The sequence below is a fragment of the Streptomyces sp. NPDC091271 genome (genome assembly GCF_044757505.1).
Lineage (GTDB): Bacteria > Actinomycetota > Actinomycetes > Streptomycetales > Streptomycetaceae > Streptomyces.
This window is the reverse complement of the sequence record NZ_JBIVVD010000008.1, coordinates 126,274-145,110: the sequence shown is the minus strand read 5'-3', so window position 1 is coordinate 145,110 and position 18,837 is coordinate 126,274. Positions and strand designations below refer to the sequence as shown.

Annotated in this window: 18 protein-coding genes; 9 read left to right on the top strand and 9 right to left on the bottom strand. The window is 71.4% G+C overall.

What is annotated here, in order from left to right:
* Positions 1–34: 34 nt before the first annotated feature.
* Positions 35–1,690 carry an FAD-binding dehydrogenase gene (locus ACIQM3_RS30455; RefSeq protein WP_401630075.1) on the bottom strand — a complete coding sequence of 552 codons (1,656 nt, stop codon included), beginning with the start codon at positions 1,688–1,690 and terminating at the stop codon, positions 35–37.
* Between the two features lie 151 nt (positions 1,691–1,841).
* Here ACIQM3_RS30455 and ACIQM3_RS30450 point away from each other — a divergent pair, with 151 nt between their 5' ends.
* Genes ACIQM3_RS30450 through ACIQM3_RS30435 form a run of 4 tightly spaced genes read left to right on the top strand, consistent with a single transcriptional unit; the run spans position 1,842 to position 3,967 of the window.
* The gene (locus ACIQM3_RS30450) at positions 1,842–2,759 is read left to right on the top strand and encodes a DMT family transporter (RefSeq protein ID WP_401630608.1); all 918 of its coding nucleotides are present in this window, start codon (positions 1,842–1,844) and stop codon (positions 2,757–2,759) included.
* A complete protein-coding gene (locus ACIQM3_RS30445) occupies positions 2,746–3,264 on the top strand; it encodes an NUDIX hydrolase (RefSeq protein ID WP_401630073.1) in 519 nt (172 codons plus the stop codon). Before ACIQM3_RS30450 ends, ACIQM3_RS30445 begins: the two co-directional genes overlap by 14 nt.
* The gene (locus ACIQM3_RS30440; protein ID WP_401630071.1) at positions 3,261–3,656 is read left to right on the top strand and encodes a YidH family protein; all 396 of its coding nucleotides are present in this window, start codon (positions 3,261–3,263) and stop codon (positions 3,654–3,656) included. The genes ACIQM3_RS30445 and ACIQM3_RS30440 overlap by 4 nt, the downstream gene beginning before the upstream one ends.
* Entirely contained in the window at positions 3,653–3,967 is a 315-nt protein-coding gene (locus ACIQM3_RS30435) for a DUF202 domain-containing protein (protein WP_401630069.1), read from the top strand. Before ACIQM3_RS30440 ends, ACIQM3_RS30435 begins: the two co-directional genes overlap by 4 nt.
* 13 nt (positions 3,968–3,980) lie before the next feature.
* Here the strand turns inward: ACIQM3_RS30435 and ACIQM3_RS30430 are convergent, their stop codons facing one another.
* Positions 3,981–4,916, bottom strand: coding sequence for an NADP-dependent oxidoreductase (locus ACIQM3_RS30430; RefSeq protein ID WP_401630067.1), 936 nt, complete (start codon positions 4,914–4,916; stop codon positions 3,981–3,983).
* A gap of 36 nt (positions 4,917–4,952) precedes the next feature.
* Entirely contained in the window at positions 4,953–5,591 is a 639-nt protein-coding gene (locus tag ACIQM3_RS30425) for an NADPH-dependent F420 reductase (RefSeq protein WP_401630065.1), read from the bottom strand.
* Positions 5,592–5,694: 103 nt separating this feature from the next.
* Between ACIQM3_RS30425 and ACIQM3_RS30420 the strand changes: the two genes are divergently transcribed.
* From ACIQM3_RS30420 to ACIQM3_RS30410, 3 genes are all read left to right on the top strand, one after another.
* On the top strand, positions 5,695–6,036 hold the full coding sequence (locus ACIQM3_RS30420) for a winged helix-turn-helix transcriptional regulator (protein WP_401630063.1): 342 nt from the start codon (positions 5,695–5,697) through the stop codon (positions 6,034–6,036).
* A gap of 116 nt (positions 6,037–6,152) precedes the next feature.
* Positions 6,153–7,175: a phosphotransferase family protein gene (locus ACIQM3_RS30415; RefSeq protein ID WP_401630061.1), complete on the top strand. Its 1,023-nt coding sequence runs from the start codon at positions 6,153–6,155 to the stop codon at positions 7,173–7,175.
* A gap of 7 nt (positions 7,176–7,182) precedes the next feature.
* A complete protein-coding gene (locus ACIQM3_RS30410; RefSeq protein WP_401630059.1) occupies positions 7,183–8,397 on the top strand; it encodes an acyl-CoA dehydrogenase family protein in 1,215 nt (404 codons plus the stop codon).
* 45 nt (positions 8,398–8,442) lie between these two features.
* On the opposite strand, the gene ACIQM3_RS30405 is transcribed toward ACIQM3_RS30410, so the two are convergent.
* Entirely contained in the window at positions 8,443–9,750 is a 1,308-nt protein-coding gene (locus ACIQM3_RS30405) for a M28 family metallopeptidase (protein ID WP_401630057.1), read from the bottom strand.
* 381 nt (positions 9,751–10,131) lie between these two features.
* On the opposite strand from ACIQM3_RS30405, the gene ACIQM3_RS30400 reads away from it, so the two are divergent.
* Entirely contained in the window at positions 10,132–10,800 is a 669-nt protein-coding gene (locus ACIQM3_RS30400) for a DUF642 domain-containing protein (protein WP_401630055.1), read from the top strand.
* A gap of 292 nt (positions 10,801–11,092) precedes the next feature.
* On the opposite strand, the gene ACIQM3_RS30395 is transcribed toward ACIQM3_RS30400, so the two are convergent.
* From ACIQM3_RS30395 to ACIQM3_RS30385, 3 genes are read right to left on the bottom strand one after another with little or no spacing between them, the layout of a single operon-like run.
* Positions 11,093–11,686 carry a TetR/AcrR family transcriptional regulator gene (locus ACIQM3_RS30395; protein WP_393758038.1) on the bottom strand — a complete coding sequence of 198 codons (594 nt, stop codon included), beginning with the start codon at positions 11,684–11,686 and terminating at the stop codon, positions 11,093–11,095.
* Positions 11,687–11,725: 39 nt separating this feature from the next.
* Entirely contained in the window at positions 11,726–13,393 is a 1,668-nt protein-coding gene (locus ACIQM3_RS30390) for an AMP-binding protein (protein ID WP_401630053.1), read from the bottom strand.
* On the bottom strand, positions 13,390–14,154 hold the full coding sequence (locus ACIQM3_RS30385) for an SDR family oxidoreductase (RefSeq protein WP_401630051.1): 765 nt from the start codon (positions 14,152–14,154) through the stop codon (positions 13,390–13,392). The genes ACIQM3_RS30390 and ACIQM3_RS30385 overlap by 4 nt, the downstream gene beginning before the upstream one ends.
* 172 nt (positions 14,155–14,326) lie before the next feature.
* Here ACIQM3_RS30385 and ACIQM3_RS30380 point away from each other — a divergent pair, with 172 nt between their 5' ends.
* Positions 14,327–15,595: an exo-beta-N-acetylmuramidase NamZ domain-containing protein gene (locus tag ACIQM3_RS30380; RefSeq protein ID WP_401630049.1), complete on the top strand. Its 1,269-nt coding sequence runs from the start codon at positions 14,327–14,329 to the stop codon at positions 15,593–15,595.
* A gap of 60 nt (positions 15,596–15,655) precedes the next feature.
* Here ACIQM3_RS30380 and ACIQM3_RS30375 read toward each other — a convergent pair whose 3' ends face one another.
* Together ACIQM3_RS30375 and ACIQM3_RS30370 are read right to left on the bottom strand one after the other, a co-directional pair.
* Positions 15,656–15,778, bottom strand: a complete 123-nt coding sequence (locus ACIQM3_RS30375) for a hypothetical protein (RefSeq protein WP_401630047.1) — start codon at positions 15,776–15,778, stop codon at positions 15,656–15,658.
* A gap of 106 nt (positions 15,779–15,884) precedes the next feature.
* Positions 15,885–18,713 (bottom strand): penicillin acylase family protein, encoded by a 2,829-nt coding sequence (locus ACIQM3_RS30370; protein ID WP_401630046.1) that lies wholly within the window; start codon positions 18,711–18,713, stop codon positions 15,885–15,887.
* Between the last annotated feature and the right edge of the window lie 124 nt (positions 18,714–18,837).

Sequence of the window (18,837 nt, the reverse complement as noted above, 5' to 3'; positions counted from 1 at the left end):
GCGGGACTCCCTCCGGAGGGGCAGGCAGGAGGCCTCAGCCGGTCGCCTCCGCCGCCGCACGCCCCGCCGTCCGGCCCGAGAAGATGCAGCCACCGAGGAAGGTGCCCTCCAGGGAGCGGTAGCCGTGGACCCCGCCGCCGCCGAAGCCCGCCGCCTCCCCCGCCGCGTAAACCCCGGGCAGCGGGGTGCCGTCCTCGGTCAGGACGCGGGAGGACAGGTCCGTCTCCAGCCCCCCGAGGGACTTGCGGGTCAGGATGTTCAGCCGTACGGCGATGAGCGGGCCCGCGGCGGGGTCGAGGATGCGGTGCGGCTTCGCCGTGCGGATCAGTTTGTCGCCCAGGTAGGAACGGGCACCGTTGATCGCCGTGATCTGGAGATCCTTGGTGAAGGGGTTGGCGATCTCACGGTCCCGGGCGGTGATCTCGCGGCGCAGGGCGTCCTCGTCGATGAGGGCTTCGCCGGTGAGCGCGTTCATCCCGCGTACGAGCGCGCCGAGGTCCTTCTCGACGACGAAGTCCACACCCTTGTCCATGAACGCCTTCACCGGCCCGGGGACGTCGGCACGCGCCCTGCCGATCACGTCGCGCACGGACTTCCCGGTCAGGTCCGGGTTCTGCTCGGAGCCGGAGAGCGCGAACTCCTTGCCGATGATCTTCTGGTCGAGGACGAACCAGGTGTAGCCGTGGCCGGACCGCATGATGTGTTCGAGGGTGCCCAGCGTGTCGAAGCCAGGGAAGAGCGGCACCGGCAGCCGCTTGCCGCGGGCGTCCAGCCAGAGGGAGGAGGGGCCGGGCAGGATCCGGATGCCGTGCTTGTCCCAGATCGGGTTCCAGTTCTCGATGCCCTCGGTGTAGTGCCACATCCGGTCGCGGTTGATGTGGTGGGCGCCCGTCTTCTCGGCGATGCCGAGCATCAGTCCGTCGACATGGGCGGGGACGCCGGAGAGCATCTTCTCCGGCGGGGTGCCCAGCCGCTCGGGCCACTGGGCGCGCACCAGGTCGTGGTTGCCCCCGATGCCGCCGGAGGTGACGATCACGGCCTGGGCCCTGAGCTCGAAGGCGCCCGTGGTCTCGCGGCTGCTCGCGGTGCCCCGCTCGGCGGCGCTCTCCTCCAGGATCTCGCCGGTGACCGTGTCGACGGCTCCGGCCGAGCGCCCGAGGCCGGTCACCCGGTGGCGGAAGCGCAGCTGGACGAGGCCCTTCGCGACACCCTCGCGGACGCGGCGCTCGAAGGGGGCGACGACGCCGGGGCCGGTGCCCCAGGTGATGTGGAAGCGGGGGACGGAGTTGCCGTGGCCGTTCGCGTCGTAGCCGCCGCGCTCGGCCCAGCCGACGACGGGGAAGAACCGCACCCCCTGGGCGTGCAGCCAGGACCGCTTCTCCCCGGCCGCGAAGTCGACGTACGCCTCGGCCCACTTCCGCGGCCAGTGGTCCTCGTCGCGGTCGAAGCCGGCGGTGCCGTACCAGTCCTGGAGGGCCAGGTCGTGGCTGTCCTTGATCCGCATCCGGCGCTGCTCGGGCGAGTCGACGAGGAAGAGGCCGCCGAAGGACCAGTGCGCCTGGCCGCCGACGGACTGCTCGGGTTCCTGGTCGAGCAGGATCACCGTGCGGCCCGCGTCGACGAGCTCGGCGGTGGCCGCCAGCCCCGCGAGTCCTGCCCCGATCACGATCACATCAGCGTCGTACGCCATGGGTTCCATCCTTCGGGGCGGTGCGGGGCAGCGGCGGGGGCGGGCGAAGTTACTTGTGGGTCAGATCTTCGGCACCGGCCGCTCCCACGTCAACCGTCCGGTCGGCGGCGCCCTCACCGATCCCGTACGTCCGCCGGGCTATCGTCGGACCGTGTCGGTGCTGGTACTCCTGCTGTCCGTGGGCGCCGCCTGCTGCCTGGGCTTCGGATTCGTCCTCCAGCAGGACGCCGCCCGCCGCGCGCCTCTGAGCGATTTCCTCTCGCCCCGGCTGCTGCTCGACCTGATGCGGGTCCCGAGCTGGCTCGCCGGGATCGGTCTGATGGTCTGCGGCATGGTGCTGGGCGCCCTGGCTCTCGGTCAGGGCGAGGTATCCGTCGTGGAGCCTCTCCTGGCGACCAATCTGCTCTTCGCGATGGCCCTGTCACGCCACCGCACGGGCCAGCCCCTGGGCCGCCAGGGCTGGGGAGGCCTCTGCCTGCTGGCCGGCGGTGTCACCGCCTTCCTGCTGGCCGGCGAGCCGCGCGGCGGGGAGGCGGTGACGGCGCCCCTGCGGCACTGGCTGGTGATCGGTGCGGTGGCCGGGCTCGCCGTGTTCCTGACCGCCTGCGCCAGGCACCCGCGGACCCGCGGGACCCCCGTCCTCCTCGGCCTGGCGGCGGGGCTGCTCTACGGACTGCAGGACGGGCTGACCAGGGTCAGCGGGGAGCGGCTGTCCACGGACGGCTGGGCGGCGCTGATGACGTCCTGGCAGCCGTACGCCGTGCTCGTCCTGGGGGTGAGCGGGCTGATCCTGGTCCAGAGCGCCTTCGAGGCGGGCCCGCTGCGGATGTCCCTGCCGGCGCTGACCGCGGCGCAGCCGCTGGCCGGGATCGTCTGCGGGATCGGGTTCCTCGGCGACCAGGTCCGCACCGACACCGGCGCACTGGCCTGGCAGGCCGTGGGGCTGGCGGCGATCGTGGCCGGGATCGTGCTCCTGGGGCTGCACCCGGCGATGCCGGAGGGGAAGGGGCGACACGGTTCCACGGCCGCCGACCGGTTGATGTTGGATGGTGGCCATGACTCCGGCTGACGAGATCCTGGACATTGTCGACGAGAACGACGAGGTCGTCGGACAGGCGCCACGCGGCGAGGCCACCGCGCGCGGCCTGCGCCACCGGTGCGTCTTCATCGAGGCACGGGACCCGGCGGGCCGGCTGTTCGTGCACCGCAGGACGGCCACGAAGCTGGTCTTCCCCTCGCACTACGACATGTTCGTCGGCGGGGTCGTGGGCGCGGGCGAGTCGTACGAGGAGGCGGCGCTCCGGGAGGCCGAGGAGGAGCTGGGGGTCTCCGGTCTCCCCCGGCCCACACCGCTCTTCAAGTACCTCTACGAGAGCCCTCGGCACAGCTGGTGGTCGTACGTGTACGAGGTGCGCTGCGAACTGCCCGTGCGGCCACAGGCGGAGGAGGTCGACTGGCACACCTTCCTGACCGACGCGGAGCTGGAGGGTCGTCTCGGTGACTGGACGTGGGTGCCGGACGGGCTGGAGACGTACCACAGGCTGCGGGACTTCCGGGCGGGGACGTCCGCGTGAGTGATTTCGTGCGCGGACTGCGGCTGTGGTTCGCCCCGGAGCGCATCCGCGACGAGGGCGACACGCCGGACTACCGCTTCTCCCTCGCCAACGAGCGCACCTTCCTCGCCTGGATCCGGACGGCTCTCGCGCTCATCGGCGGCGGTTTCGCCGTCGACCAGTTCCTCCCGGAACTGGCGTGGGGTGTCCGCGCCGGCCTGGCGCTGGGGCTGCTGGCGGCCGGGGTGCTCTGCGCGCTGCGCGCCGTCAACCACTGGGTGCGGTGCGAGCGTGCGATGCGGCGAGGGGAGGATCTGCCGGTGTCGCGCTTCCCCGCGATGCTCAGCCTCGTGGTCGCCGTGGTGGCGGTCGCGATGGTGGTGGTGGTCCTGTTCGGCTGGGAGGGCCGGTGACCGCCGCCGTGCGCGATCCCGGCCTCCAGCCCGAGCGGACGCGGCTGGCCTGGCGCCGCACCACGCTGTCGTGCACGGTGGTGGCCCTGCTCGCGTTCCGGCAGGCGCTGCACCATGGGGCGACCGGGGCCGGGGTGCTCGCGGTGGGCCTGAGCCTGCTGGCCTGGCTGGGGTTCCTCGTGGTGGCGCACCGCCGGGTGACGGGCATGGGGTCCGCCGGGCCGCCCGCCGCGCTGTCGCCGCGGCATGCGCTGACGGCGGCCGCCTGCACGGTCGCGCTCGCGGTCTTCGCCGCCGCGACGCTGTTCTGAGGGCCGTGCGGCCTCAGTCCTCCCAGGCCACGGCGACGACGATCTTGCCCCGGGTGCGCCCCTCCTGGTTGAGCCGGTAGGCCTCGGCGGCCTGTTCCAGGGGGAAGACCCGGTCGACGTGGACGGAGACGATGCCCTGCTCGGCGAGTCCGGCGAGGTGGGCGAGATCGGCGGCGTCGGGCCGCACGAAGGCGTAGCGCCCGCCGTAGGAGAAGACCTCGCCGTCGGCGATGGACGCGAGCCGTCCGTCGGGAGCGAGGGTGTCGGCGGAGATCCGGAGGGCTTCCCCGCCGACCGTGTCGAACGCCGCGTCGAAGCCGTCGGGGGCCAGCTCGCGGAGGCGGGCGGCCAGCCCGTCGCCGTACTCGACGGGTTCGCCGCCCAGCCTGCGTACGTAGTCGTGGTTGTGGGGCCCGGCCGTGCCGACGACCCGGCAGCCCGCGTGCCGGGCGAGCTGGACGGCGAGCGAACCGACCCCTCCGGCGGCCGCGTGGACGAGGACGGTCTCGCCCTCCTGGACCTTGAGGGTGCGGTGCAGCACCTGGTGTGCGGTGAGGCCGCACAGCGGCAGGCCCGCCGCCTCCTCGAAGCCGACACTCAGGGGCTTGCGGGCGAGGGTGCGCACGGGTGCGGCGACGTACTCGGCGAAGGTTCCGCGCGAGAGGAAGTCCTCGCGCACGTAGCCGATGACCTCGTCCCCCACGGCGAACTCGTCCACGGCGGCGCCGGGCTGGACCACGACGCCGGAGACGTCCCAGCCGGGGATGACGGGGAACACGGCCTCCAGCCCCGCCTGGAGGTAGCCCTCGCGGGCCTTCCAGTCGACGGGGTTGACGGCCGCGGCCCGCACCTTGACCAGGACCGAGTCCGGCCCGACCTTCGGGTCGGGCCGCTCGCCGTACTCCAGTACGTCGGCGGAGCCGTACCTGCTGTAGCTGATCGCCTTCATCCTCCGACGATCGGCGCGGGCCGGGGTCCCCGCAACTCAGGCCGTGACCGCCTCGAAGGGCGGCAGCAGCGTCCGGGGGTCGTGTCCGGTGTGCCAGAGCCCGATGAGGAACGCCGTGGTCGCCTCGAGATAAGCGGCCCGGTCGAGACCGCCCGCCGGCAGGGGGACGCAGCCGAGGTCCCGGACCAGGGTCCCGACCGTCTCCAGGGCCGCCGCGTCGTCGCCGCAGAGCGGGACCGCGAGCGGGCCCTCGGCGAAGGCCGGCGGGGGCAGCCGCCACACCGAGTCGGGCAGGTGGTTGAAGGCCTTGACGACCCGTGCGCCGGTGGCGTCGGCGATCGTACGGGCTGCCCCCGGCCCCGTACCGGTGGTGAGCCGGAAGCCGGCCCCGACGGCGTTGGTGCAGTCGACGACCACCCGGCCGCGCAGCGGTCCGTCCGCCGCGCCGAGTGCCGCGAGGACGCCCGCCACGGCGTCGTACGGCAGGGCGAGCAGCACCGCGTCGCCGAAGGCGGCCGCCTCCCCGAGCGTGCCGGCGCTCTGGCCGGTGCGGTCCGCGAGGGTTCTGGCCCGTGCGGTGGAGCGGCCTCCGAAGAGCACGCGATGGCCTGCTGCCGCCCACCGGCCGCCCAGTGCCTCCGCCATGTTGCCGGTCCCGATGATGCCGATGCGCATGTGCCTCTCCCCTGAACGCCCGTCACGTAGCGTCGTGCCGCAGGGGACGTTAGGGGTTCCGTTGCGCACCGTTCGGTGCCCGACGGGCGGGGAAGGGGCACTCATGGACCGGCTGCTCGCCGACTGCCGGGCGCGGCTCGGCTTCGATCTGCTGGGGAACACCTGGAATCCGGTGGTCCTGTACGCCCTGGGGACGGGCCCGCGCCGCCCCCGTGAGCTCCGCATGGAGATCGGCGGCATCAGCACCAAGGTGCTGACCGAGACACTGCGCAGGCTGGAGGCGTACGCGCTGGTGGAGCGCCGGGCGTACGCCGAGGCGCCACCGCGGGTGGAGTACGCCCTGACCGCGCTCGGCCGGACGCTGCTGGAGCCGATCGAGGCGCTGGGCCGCTGGTCCGCGACGTACGGGGACGCTTTCGTGGAGGCCCAGGACTGGGACGACTGACGCGGAGCGGGGCGGGGAGCCGGAGATCACTTCTCGGATTCCGGGAGGACACTGGACGACATACCGACTGGTCGGCATCATGGTCCCGACCGTTCAACGTCCCGGAGGTGCGCCCCATGAGCCCAGTCCACCCGCCAGGTCTCGATCTCGACCTGCTGCGCGGCCATCTCGACCGTGAGCGGCCGGGGCTGGTGAACGGACCGCTCGACGCCCGGGTCATCGAGGGCGGCCGCTCGAACCTCACCTACGTCGTCACCGACGGCTCCGGGCAGTGGGTCGTGCGCAGACCTCCCCTGGGCCATGTGCTCGCCACCGCACACGACATGAAGCGCGAGCACCGGGTGATCAGCGCCCTGCACTCCACGGCGGTCCCGGTGCCGCAAACACTCCTGCTCTGCGAGGACGACGCGGTGATCGGCTCACCGTTCTACGTCATGGAGTACGTCGAGGGGACCCCCTACCGCACCGCCGAGCAGCTGTCCCCGCTGGGCGCCGAGCGCACCAGGGCCGTCGTCCTGGGGCTCGTCGACACCCTGGTGGATCTGCACGCCGTGGATCCGGCAGCCGTCGGCCTCGGTGACTTCGGGCGTCCGGACGGCTTCCTGGACCGGCAGCTGCGGCGCTGGGGCAAGCAGCTGGACGCCTCCCGCAACCGTGAGCTCGCCGGTATCGACGAGCTGCACGCCGCGCTCGGCCGGCAGCTCCCCGTCTCCCCCGCGCCCACCGTCGTGCACGGCGACTACCGCCTGGACAACGTGCTGATCGGCCAGGACGACCGGATCAAGGCGGTCCTGGACTGGGAGATGTCCACGCTCGGCGACCCGCTCACCGACCTCGGCCTGCTCGTGATGTACAGCTCCGACCTGGGCCTGCCCGAGTCGCCGGTCTCCACCACGAGCGGCGCCGCGGGCCACCCCACCCCCGCCGAGCTGATCGAGCGCTACGCCGCCGGGTCCGGCCGCGACTCCTCCGCCATCTCCTGGTACACGGCCTTCGCGTGGTTCAAGCTCGCCGTGATCCTCGAGGGCATCCACTACCGCTACACCCTGGGCCAGACCGTCGGCGCCGGCTTCGACCGCATCGGTGATCTGGTCCCGGTCTTCATCGCGCACGGCCTCACCACCCTCAAGGAAGGCTGATCACCCCGTGGACTTCGCATTCGACGCCCGTACCGAAGAGCTGCGCACCAGGCTGCTCACGTTCATGGACGAGCACGTCCACCCCGCCGAGGAGGTCGCCGAGGAGCAGCGCGCGCGGCTGGCGTCACCGTGGGACACCCCGCAGGTCGTGGAGGACCTGAAGGCGGAGGCGCGCAGGCAGGGCCTGTGGAACGTCTTCCTGCCCGACGCGGAGTACGGTGCCGGGCTGACCAACCTCCAGTACGCCCCGCTGGCCGAGATCACCGGCCGCAGCCCGCACCTGGCACCGACCGCGCTGAACTGCGCGGCGCCGGACACCGGGAACATGGAGGTGCTCTTCCAGTTCGGCTCGGAGGCGCAGAAGAAGCAGTGGCTGGAGCCGCTGCTCGCCGGGGAGATCCGCTCGGCGTTCGCGATGACGGAGCCCGACGTGGCCTCGTCGGACGCGACGAACATCGAGACCCGGATCTCCCGTGACGGCGACGACTACGTCATCAACGGGCGCAAGTGGTACATCTCCGGGGCGATGAACCCCGACTGTGCGATCTTCATCGTGATGGGGAAGACGGACCCGGAGAACGAGGACATCCGCCGTCAGCAGTCGATGATCCTGGTCCCGCGTGACACCCCGGGCCTGGAGGTGCGCCGTGCGATGCAGGTGTACGGCTACGAGGACCACTCCCACGGCGGCCACGCCGAGGTCGTCTTCACCGACGTACGCGTACCTGCCGCCAACCTGATCGGCGAGGAGGGCGGCGGCTTCGCCATCGCCCAGGCACGGCTGGGCCCGGGCCGGATCCACCACTGCATGCGGCTGATCGGGATGGCCGAGCGCGCTATCGAGCTGATGTGCCGGCGGGCCGTGGCCCGTACGGCCTTCGGCAAGCCGCTGGCGCAGCAGGGCGTCGTCCAGAACTGGATCGCGGACGCCCGGGTGACGGTGGAGCAGCTGCGGCTGCTGGTGCTGAAGACGGCCTGGCTGATGGACACGGTGGGCAACCGCGGCGCCCACACGGAGATCCAGGCGATCAAGATCGCCACCCCGCGCGCGGTGTGCGACATCCTCGACCAGGCGGTGCAGCTGTACGGCGCCGGCGGCGTCAGCCAGGACTTCCCGCTGGCCGAACTCTGGTCGTCGGCACGGACCCTGCGACTGGCGGACGGGCCGGACGAGGTGCACCAGCGGTCGCTGGCGCGGCGGGAGATCAAGAAGTACCTCTGAGCCCCTGGTACGGGGAGGCGCCCGGGTGGCCGCCTCCCCGGCGGGTCAGAAGGTGAGCTGCCAGCTGTCGACGTAGCCGGTGTCCTGCGCGGCGACGTCCCGCACCTGGAGCTTCCAGGTGCCGTTCGCGGTCTCGCTCGACGCGTTGACCGTGTACGTCGCGATCACGTTGTCCGCGGAGTCGCTGCTGCTGGAGTTCTTGAGGCGGTAGGCGGTGCCGTCGGGCGCGAGCAGGTCGACGACGAGGTCGCCGCGGTAGGTGTGCTTGATGTCGACGCCCACCTTGAGCGCGGACGGTGCGTTGCCCGTGCGGCCGGTGACCGGGACCGAGGAGGTCACCGCGGCGGCGTTGTCGGGCACGTTGACGTTGGCGGCGTTGCTGAAGACGGTCCCGGTCGGCGGGGTGACCGTGCCCGCCGACAGGGTCCAGACGGCGTGGGCGACCGCGTCGCTGTTGCGGTCCAGGGCCGTGTCGTTGATGTTGGCCGTCGTGTCGCACGACGAGTGGTAGCAGCGGTCGAAGGACTGGCCCGCCGTGCCGCCCCACTTCTGGGCCTGGGCGCTCGTCTTCGTGTAGTCCGCGCCGGAGAAGAGCCCGCCCACGGGCACGCCCGCGCTCTTGAACGGGGCGTGGTCGGAGCGGCCGTCGCCCTCGGTCTCTATCTCGGTGGGTATCGACAGGCCCGCGTAGTAGTCCTTGAAGGTCTGCTCGATGACCGGGTCGTCGTCGTAGACGAAGTAGCCGGGGTTGGGCGAGCCGATCATGTCGAAGTTGAGGTACCCGGCGAGCTTGGAACGCTCGGCCGAGGCCAGGTTGTTCACGTAGTACTTCGAGCCGACGAGTCCCAGCTCCTCGGCGCCCCACCAGGCGAAGCGAAGGTGCTTGTCCGGCGCGAGCTGAGCCCGGGAGACCGCGAGGGCGGTCTCCAGCACGGCGGCCGAGCCCGATCCGTTGTCGTTGATGCCGGCGCCGGAGGTCACCGAGTCGAGGTGGGACCCGGCCATGAGGACCTGGTTCGGGTCGCCGCCAGGCCAGTCGGCGATCAGGTTGTACCCGGTGGCCCCGCCGGAGGTGAACTGCTGGAGCGCCGTGGTGTATCCGGCTGCGTCCAGCTTGGCCTTCACGTAGTCGACGGACGCCTTGTAACCGGCCCTCCCGTGGGCCCGGTTGCCGCCGTTGGCGGTGGCGATCGACTGGAGCTGGGTGAGGTGCGCCTTGACGTTGGCGAGCGGGATGTCGGGGGCCGCGGCGGCGGTGGCGGGCGCGGCCTGGACGGCCGGTGCGGCGGTAGCCAGCAGGGCCGCTACGGCGAGCGCGGCGGCGGGCAGGAGTGTGCGTCTGGCAGATCTCATCTGAGGGCTCCGGATTCCGTTCGGGGACTGACGGAACGTGCGGGGGGTCCCGGAGCCGTGCACGGCTCCGGACCTGGAGCGGTGGGGATGGAAGTGCGCCCCCGATGCTCGGGTAGATGACCGAGCACCGTCAAGGGTGGAATCCGGACAGGTGTGTTCGCTGACCGGACACCGTTCTCCTGGAGCCGACTTACGCGTGTGCCGGAGCGTCTGGCGGCGTGCCACGCGCCGGGGGCGCTCGTGCGTGGTGTTCTGCCTGCTCAGCACGCTCCGCGCGCCGTGGCCCGGCCTCTTGGCGGGGTGTCTCGGTGGCCGCACACTCCGAATGGGCTCCCGGTCGGGAGCCCCGCCCATGGCGTCGCGTGAAACGAGAGGCCCTCCATGCTCCCGCTCCGTCTGTCCGTCGCAGCCCTGTCCGCCGCGGCCCTCCTGTTGGCCGCCTCCACCACCGCGTCGGCTCACACGCACGACACGAACACGCATGACACGAACGCGCATGACACGAACGCGCACGACTCGAAGACGCACACCACCGTGCCGGGCATCGCAGGCGGAGGCTTCGAGACGCCCGTCGTTCCCGCTCCGTCCCTCTTCACCACCTACCTCGGCGGGCAGGCCACCGGCCCCTGGACGGTCGGCGGCAACAGCGTCGACCTGACCTCCGACCGCCTGTGGGACGCCGCCGAGGGCAGCCAGTCGCTGGACCTCAACGGCAGTACGTCCGGCAGCGTCTCGCAGGAGATATCGACGCACCCCCTGACCTCGTACGTCGTCAGCTTCGAACTGGCCGGCAATCCGGCCTGGGCTCCCGCCCTGAAGACGGGTGAACTCAGAGTCGACGGCGTCCCCGTGAAGACGTTCGCTTTCGACATCACGGGCCACGGTTTCCGGAACATGGGCTACACGCGGCAGACCGCCGTCTTCACCAATCTGCTGAAGAGCTCCGTCACCCTCACCTTCGCCGGCACCAGCCCCGGCCTCGGCGGCCCGGTCATCGACGATGTCCAGGTCCGGAGCTGCCTGTTGGTGCTCTGCCCGCCCGTCTCCTGATGCCTGATGTGCCGGCATACCGCTCGACCGATTCCCGGTCGAAGCCGCCGCGAGAGAGGTCCTGGCCTGGGCGACCGCCGCAGGACTGACGCCCGATGAGGACCTCCTGGGTCAGGCCCTCACGGGGGCTGCGGCGTTCGCGGAGGAGCTGTCGTCGCTGCTGTTCGCCGCTCCGGGCCCGTCGGGCCGGAGCTGAACGGCCAGGGGCGGCGCGGCGCCCGGAGGGCCCGGTGCGCCGGTCCCACCGGGCCGGCCGCCATGTGCGGCCAGCGCGGCGGGCGCCGGGAGGCCGTCAGGGCCGCAGCGCCCTCAGCAGCAGGTCGGCCAGGTGGTCCGCGACCTCCTGCTGGCTGAGCGGGCCGTCCGGGCTGTACCACGTGGACAGGTGGTGGACCGAGCCGAAGTGGTAGTCCACGACCAGGTCGGCCGGTGTCGCGGCGGAGAAGACTCCGGCGTTCTGGCCCTCTTCGATCAGAGCGCGGAAGCGTTCGTGGTAGCGCCGCCGCTCCATCCGGACCTGCTTGTTCTTCTCCGGGCTCAGATGGTGCATCGAGCGGAAGAAGATCGAGGCGTCGTCGAGGTTGTCGATGGTGGTCACCACCACGTCGGCCGCCGCGTCACGCAGCCGCTGCTCGATCGGTGCCTCGGCGTTCGCGTAGGCGTCGAGCCGCTCCTGCTGGAGTCGCAGCACCCGGGCGTAGACCTCCTGGAGGAGGTCCTCCTTGGAGCCGAAGTAGTGGTAGAGCGCCCCTTTGGTGACGCCCGCCGCCTCGACGATCTCCTGGACGGAGGTGCGGTCGTAGCCCTGTTCCGCGAAGAGCCGGGTGGCGGCGGCCAGCAGCCTCTGGGGGACGGGCGTACCGTTCCCGTCCGTCGCCTTGGCCATTGCCGCCACCTGTCCTCTCGTACCGTGCGTGAACTGTTTCTAACGGGGGGAACGCAGTTCCCGCCTGAGGATCTTCCCACTCGCCGTCTTCGGGAGCTCGGTCAGGATCTCCACTTCGCGCGGGTACTTGTAGGCGGCCAGCCGTTCCTTGCAGTACGCGCTGAGCTCGCCGGGCTCCGTCGCGGCGCCCGGCCGCAGGCTGACGTAGGCCCGGACGGTCTCCCCGCGGTAGGCGTCGGGGACCCCCACGACGGCGGCCTCGCGGACCGCCGGGTGGGTGTAGAGGACGTCCTCGACCTCCCGGGGCCATACCTTGAAGCCGGAGGCGTTGATCATGTCCTTCTTCCGGTCCACGACGTAGAGCCAGCCCGCCGTGTCCATGAAGCCGATGTCCCCGGTGCGCAGCTCCCCGTCCGGGAAGGCGGCCTCGGTGGCCTCGGGCAGGTTCCAGTAGCCGGAGACGACCTGCGGTCCGCGTACGGCGATCTCGCCCTGTTCGCCGAAGGGGACGTCGTCGCCCTTCTCGTCGATGATCCTGACCACGGTGTCGGGACCGGGCACCCCGACGGACAGGGTCCCGGAGACGGGGTCGACGGGCGCCTCGTGCTCCGGCGGTACGGACGCGCAGGGCGCGGTGCACTCGGTGAGCCCGTAGCCGTTGCGGATGTACGGGCCGAACCCCTCGCGGAACTTCTCGACCAGCGCGGGAGGCAGCGGCGCGCCGCCCGAGGAGATCACCTTGAAGGAGGCGAAGTGCTCCCGGGTGACGTCCGGGTGCGCGGCGAGCGCCATGAAGGCGGTCGACGGGCCCACCGTGTAGGCGGGCCGGTGCTCGGCGAAGGCCTCCAGGACGACGCTCGCCTCGAAGCGGTACGCGAGGACCAGGGTGCCCGCGTTGGCGATACAGGCGGCGAGCTGGCAGACCATGCCGGTGATGTGGAAGAGCGGGGCGAGCGCGAAGTAGGACGAGCCCTCCTCGATGGGGTGGCCGGCCCGCTGACGCTCCGCGTTGATCATGATGTTGCCCTGGGAGTTCATGGCCCCCTTGGGGGTACCGCTGGTCCCGGAGGTGTAGCTGATCAGGGCGGTGTCCGAGGCGGTGAGCTCCCGGCCCGAGGGGGCGGGGAGACCGCGACGGGCCACCTCCACCAGATCGGAGGCCCACTCGTCCGCGCCGGGCGCGGGGAGCCGCTCGAAGCCGAGCACGCGCGGGTCGTCGGCCGACTGGAGGTCGAGCTCGCAGGCCGTGAGGGCGATCGTCACGCTCGGCGCGGCCTCCGCGGTGGCCCGCAGATAGGCCCCCCAGGCCCGGTCGGAGCAGATGAGCGCGGTCACCTCCGCGTCCTTCAGCACATGCCCGACCTCGCCGGACTTGTACATCGGGTTGAGCGGGACGACGGTCGCGCCGGCCTTCCAGGCCCCGAGCAGCGCGAGCACGAAGTGCGGGGTGTTCTGGAGCATGATCGCGACCCGATCGCCCCGCCGCAGCCCCTCGGCCGCGAGGTGCCCCGCCACGGAGTCGGACAGCTCGTCCGTCTCGCGGTAGCTGAGCCGCCCGTCGAAGTAGGCGAGCGCGGTGTGGTCCGGGGCCCGCCCGACGGCCGCACGGAAGGAGTGCACCATGGTCTCGGCGGGATGGACGGGGGCGAGCTGGGCCTCGCTGAGCAGGGCTGTCCAGGGCTTCGCCGCGTAGATCGACTCGGTCATGCGCCGGCCTCCTCCCACTTCTGCTGCAGGTGGTTCATGTTGCCGATCCAGTGGTCGGGGTCCTTGGCGCGGGCGCGGTAGTAGCCGGCCACCTCGGGATGCGGCAGGACGAGGAAGCGGTCCTGCTCCATGGCGTCGAACAGGGCGTCGGCGACGGCCTCCGGCTCGATCGCTGTGGGCGCGAGCACGAGGTCGCCCGCGGAGCCCGCGGCCGTGAGCATGTCCGTACGCACACCCTGGGGGCAGATCGTGTGGACCTTGACCCCCCGGTGCCGGTAGGTCAGTGACAGCCACTCGGCGAAGGCGACGGCGCCGTGCTTCGTCACGCTGTACGGGGCGGCGCCGATCATGGTCAGCAGGCCGGCCGCCGACGCGGTGGAGACGAAACGGCCGCTGCCGCGCTCCAGCCACTCCGGCAGCAGGGCCTTGGCCGCGCGGACGTGCGCCATCACGTTGACGTCCCAGGCGCGGGCCCAGACGTCCTCCTCGGCGAAGGCGTCACCTCCCGAGGCGAGGCCGGCGTTGGCGCAGTAGACGTCCACCGTGCCGCCGAGCGCCTCGCGCGCGGCGTCCACGATGCCGGAGGCGTCGCCGGCCACGACCGTGCCGCCGATCTCCTCGGCGAGCGCCTTGACCCGGTCGCCGTCGAGGTCGTTGACGACGACCCGCGCGCCCTCCGCGGCGAATCTGCGGGCAAGGGCGGCCCCGATGCCGCCTCCGGCTCCCGTCACCACTACGCCAGCGCCCTGCACCGTACTCATCGGTCCCGCCTCTCTCAGCTGTCTTCCCCGGCAGACTAACCAGTCGGTATGTGATCGGGGAAGGGGTTCGGGGCAGGACTGGGAATCTGCCCAGTCATGGGCGTTCCGTGCGGCCCGCACCCGCGCTAGCGTGCGTGACCATGACAGTCGACGCGATCATGGAGGTAGCGCAATGACCCTGTCCAGACGTGGTTTGCTGGCTGTCGGCGGCGCGATGGGAGCCCTCGCGACGACCGCCGCGGGACCGGGGACGGCCGTCGCGGTGGGCCGGGAGCACGGCGCCGGGGGTGCCGAGGTCCGTACCGGCTTCGAGCGGCTGGCCGCCGACGGTTACCGGCTGCTGGCCGGGCAGAAGGTGGGTGTCGTCACCAATCCCACCGGGATCACCTCCGACGTACGCCACATCGTCGACGTGATGCACCCCGACGACCGGGTGAACCTGACCTCGGTCTTCGGCCCCGAGCACGGCTTCCGGGGGACGGCGCAGGCGGGTGGCTCGGAGGGGCGGTACGACGACCCGGCGACCGGGCTGCCGGTCTACGACACGTATCTGAAGAGCGGGCAGGCGCTGGCCGACGTCTTCACCGCGTCGGGTGTCGACACGGTCGTCTTCGACATCCAGGACGCGGGCGCCCGCTTCTACACGTACATCTGGACCCTGTACGACTGCATGGAGGCGGCGGCGCTCGCGGGCAAGCGGTTCGTCGTCCTGGACCGGCCGAATCCGGTGACCGGCCGGGCGGCTCTGGGGCCGGTGCTCGACCCGGCCTTCGCCACCTTCGTAGGACGCCGGGAGATCTCCCAGGCGCACGGGATGACGGTGGCGGAGCTGGCGCTGCTCTTCAACGCGGAGTTCCTGGCGGACCGTCCGGTGGAACTGGACGTGGTGAAGATGTCCGGGTGGCGCCGCAAGGACTTCTTCGACACGACGGGCCTGCCGTGGGTGCCTCCGAGCCCCAACATGCCGACGCCGGAGACCGCGGTGGTCTACTCCGGGACGTGCCTGTTCGAGGGGACGAACCTCTCCGAGGGCCGGGGAACGACACGGCCGTTCGAGCTGCTCGGCGCGGAGGGCGTCGACCACCGGTGGGCGGCGGCCGCGAACGGCCTGGAGCTGCCCGGGGTCGCCTTCCGCGAGGCGTACTTCGCGCCGACGTTCTCCAAGTTCCAGGGGAAGACGGTGGGCGGGGTCCAGGTGCACGTCCAGGACCGGGACGCCTTCGACCCCGTACGCACGGGAATCGCCCTGCTGGTCACGGCGAAGCGGACCTGGAGCGGGTTCGCGTGGCGGGCGGACAACTGGATCGACAAGCTCACGGGCAACACCAGGGTCCGCACGATGATCGACGCGGGGGCGGACACCGACGAGGTGGTCGGCGCCTGGGCGGCGGACCTGGCCGCGTTCCGGAAGGTGCGGAGGGAACACCTGCTGTACCGGTGAGCGGCACACTAAGGCGGGGTGGTACGGGCCGAGCCCGTACCACCCCGCCTCCGTCTCACCTCACTTGCGGACGTAGCCGGTGATGTCCGCGATCAGGTCGAGGCTGCCCGACCGGTTGCAGAAACTCACCTTGCCGTTCACCACGGGAACGATCACCAGGTTCGGAGCCGTCTCCCCCTTCACCAGGTTCAGGTTCGTCGCGGCCGTCCGCGTCGTCCCGTCAAACAGCGTTACGGGAGCCGATTTCTGTCGTTCCGTCAGATTTGGAGGGGGTGGTACCGGGCCGGGCTCAGCGGTGCGAGGGGAACTCCACGACCTGCTGGTAGGTCGGCCGGTTCTGCCAGTGGATCGACTTCTGCGAGATCCCGCCCAGCGGGCGGTGGACGATCGCATCGGTGCACCACTGTTCACCGGCCTCGCAGCTGTCGTCGCCCGGGTAGACGGTGGTCGCGGGTACGGCGGCCGCCTCCTTGAGGGTGCTGAGGAGGGCGGACCGGCAGGTGCTCAGGTCGCCGTTGCCGCAGTACGTCTTGGCCAGCGGCCCCTTGACGGGCTGTCCGAGGACCTGGCGCAGGTCCTTGTCGGCGAAGCCCCACCAGCCGTACTGGAAGGCGGAGCCGCTGTGCGCCCCGCTCGGCCCGTGGCTGGCCGCCGGGGACTCGTCCGTGGCCAGGTTCGCGGTCAGGGCGGTGTAGAGACCGTCGCCCAGTCCGGGGCGGAACTCCGCCTCGACGAGTTTCGGCCACCACTCGTCCATGATCCGTACCGCGTCCGCGTGCGTGTACGTGTGCGAGCCCGGGCTGGTCTCCTTGCGCTGCGCCCCGGCCGCCCGCCAGGAATCCAGCTGCTGGACCACCGCGTTGAGCTCCGGGTCGGTGACCGGCTGGGAGCGGAGCACCTTCAGGAGCTCGGGCAGCAGCTGCTCGCCGCGCAGATCGGTCAGCGCCGCTTCCTCCATGGCGCGGGTGAGGGAGGCGCGGGTCACCCCGCCCTCCTCGACCAGTTCGGACACCCGGTCGTCGAGCAGGTCACCGCGGTGCACGGCGCCGAAGCCGAACGCCGCGGTGGAGTAGTCCTCGGCCTGACGGTTGTTCCAGGAGATGTAGTAGTCCTGGCCGCTGGAGTGCGGGTGCTCGGCGAACGGCGTGTAGTCGGTGGTGTTGGCCGCCGGGTCGTAGCCCTGCCACTCGTACGCCTTCTCGGCCTTGACCGGCAGGGCGGCGTCGACCCCGGCCGCGCGTACGGGGTTCATCCCGCTGTTGTAGAAGGCCGTGGTGCGCGAGTCGGCGTAGAACCAGTTGAAGGCGTAGTCGATGTGGCTCGCCGCCTGCTGGAAGGAGGGGGCGTCCGTCACGTACGCCGGGTCGTTGAGCAGCTGGAAGCCGATGATCGAGTCGGCCTCGTGGCGGTAGGTGGTGCGGAGCGAGGTGTACGCGACGGGCTTGCCGTCCACCGTGGCGCGGTGCGTGACGATGCCGTAGTCCGTGCGCCACACCTGCATGCGGTAGGAGCCCTTGGCGGTGGAGTCGGCGACGGTGGGCTTCCAGGAGTTGGTGCGCTCCAGCTTCTCCATGGCCGTGCAGGCGCCGTCGTTCCGGTAGTGCGTGGAGTCCTTGGCGGGGGCGGAGCCGTCGGGTTCGCAGAGCTCGACGGCGTACGTGTCGGTGATGTCCTGGGCCGCCGAGGTCGCGCTCCAGGCGTAGTCCTGGCCGCGGCCCATCTGGATGTACATGCCGACGCCGGCGAAGGAGACGCCGCGGGCGCTGATGCCGGGGCCCTGGAGCTCCTGGAGCATCATCAGCTGGGGGGCGAAGTAGCCGGTCTGGGGTCCCATGACGGCGATCGGGTTGCCGCTCGCGGTGTGCTTGCCGGACACCAGGAGGGCGTTGGACATGCCCCGCTTCTGGGCGGCGTCGCCGGACCCGGGCAGCGATCCCTCCGGGATGACGCCGTCGTCGTACATCCCCTGGGCCGGTGCGAGGCGGGCGGGCGCGTCGACGGGGTCCTTCCTGTCGGTGCCCGCCGAGCCGGTCCGGTCGTATATCAGCGGTTCCGGGGTGACGGAGCCCGTGTCGGGAAGAGCCGTGCCCCGGGCCTTGTCGGGCTTGCCGGCGTACGGGAACGAGGTGCCGTCGTGGACGGTGAGGACGGCCTCGGGGTCGTTGCGCTGGCGGAAGGACTCCCAGACACGGGTGCCCTCCTCGACGCCGTACTTCTGCTGGGCGGCGAGCAGCGAGAGCGCGGCCTGGACCTCTCCGCCGCCTCCGCCGCCGAACTGTCCGCCGACGACCGAGGCGATCGAGATCAGGTCGGTCAGCTCGAACGGCTGGATCTCGCCGATGTTCGTGATGGAGTCGATCTTCCCGGTGAGGACGTACTCGCCCGGGAAGTAGCGTCCCTTCTTGGACTTCTCGCGGTAGGAGTTGATCCCGTCGACGTAGGCCTGTGCGTCGGCCATCGCCTGTTCGCCGCGCGCGCCCTCGGTGGTCCTGATCCGTTCGACCTGCGCCGCGAGGTCCGCCTCGGTGTAGGGGGCCTGCGGCCAGAACTGCTGTTCAAGGCCCTGGTTGGCCAGCGCTCCGCCGGCGAAGGAGGTCAGCTGGCCGCGTCCGATGTGCCGGAACAGGTCCATCAGCCACAGCCGGTCCTGTCCGGCGGCGAACCCGGCACCGAACTCGGTGCCGTAGCGGGTGGTGCCCTTGATGTGGGGCACGCCGCTCTTCTTGTCCCGCGTGATCGTGACGTCCTCGCGCGGCTTGGTCACGGACTCGACCTGGTCGGCGGCGACCCCGAAGGAGGCGTCGTTGAAGAAGTCGGTCAGCTTCCGGTCGGTGAGGCCCGTATGCCCCTCGACCAGGCCGTTGTAGCGGTCGAGCTGGTCGTCACTGTGCGCGGGGTGGGTACCGAACGCCTTGTTGCCGAGGATCTCGACGAGGGTGGCGTTGCCGTTCTCACCGGGCGGCAGGATGTCAGCGCACTGGCTGCCGCAGTGGTCGGTGACGGCGAGGGGCTCCGGCTCCGCCGCTCCGGCGCCGGGCGCCGAGGCGAGCAGGGACGTACCGAGAGCGAGGACGGCCGCGACTGTGGCGGCTCTGAGCGTGCGGGTGCGTGGGGGCATGCGTGCTCCTCCGGGTGGCCGATGCGCCGGAGGTTACTGGCGGTACGCCCCGCCGGTAAGATGAACATCAGTCACTTTTTCCGAATCGCCACACGCCCGCACCCGGCCTCACATGGACCGTCTC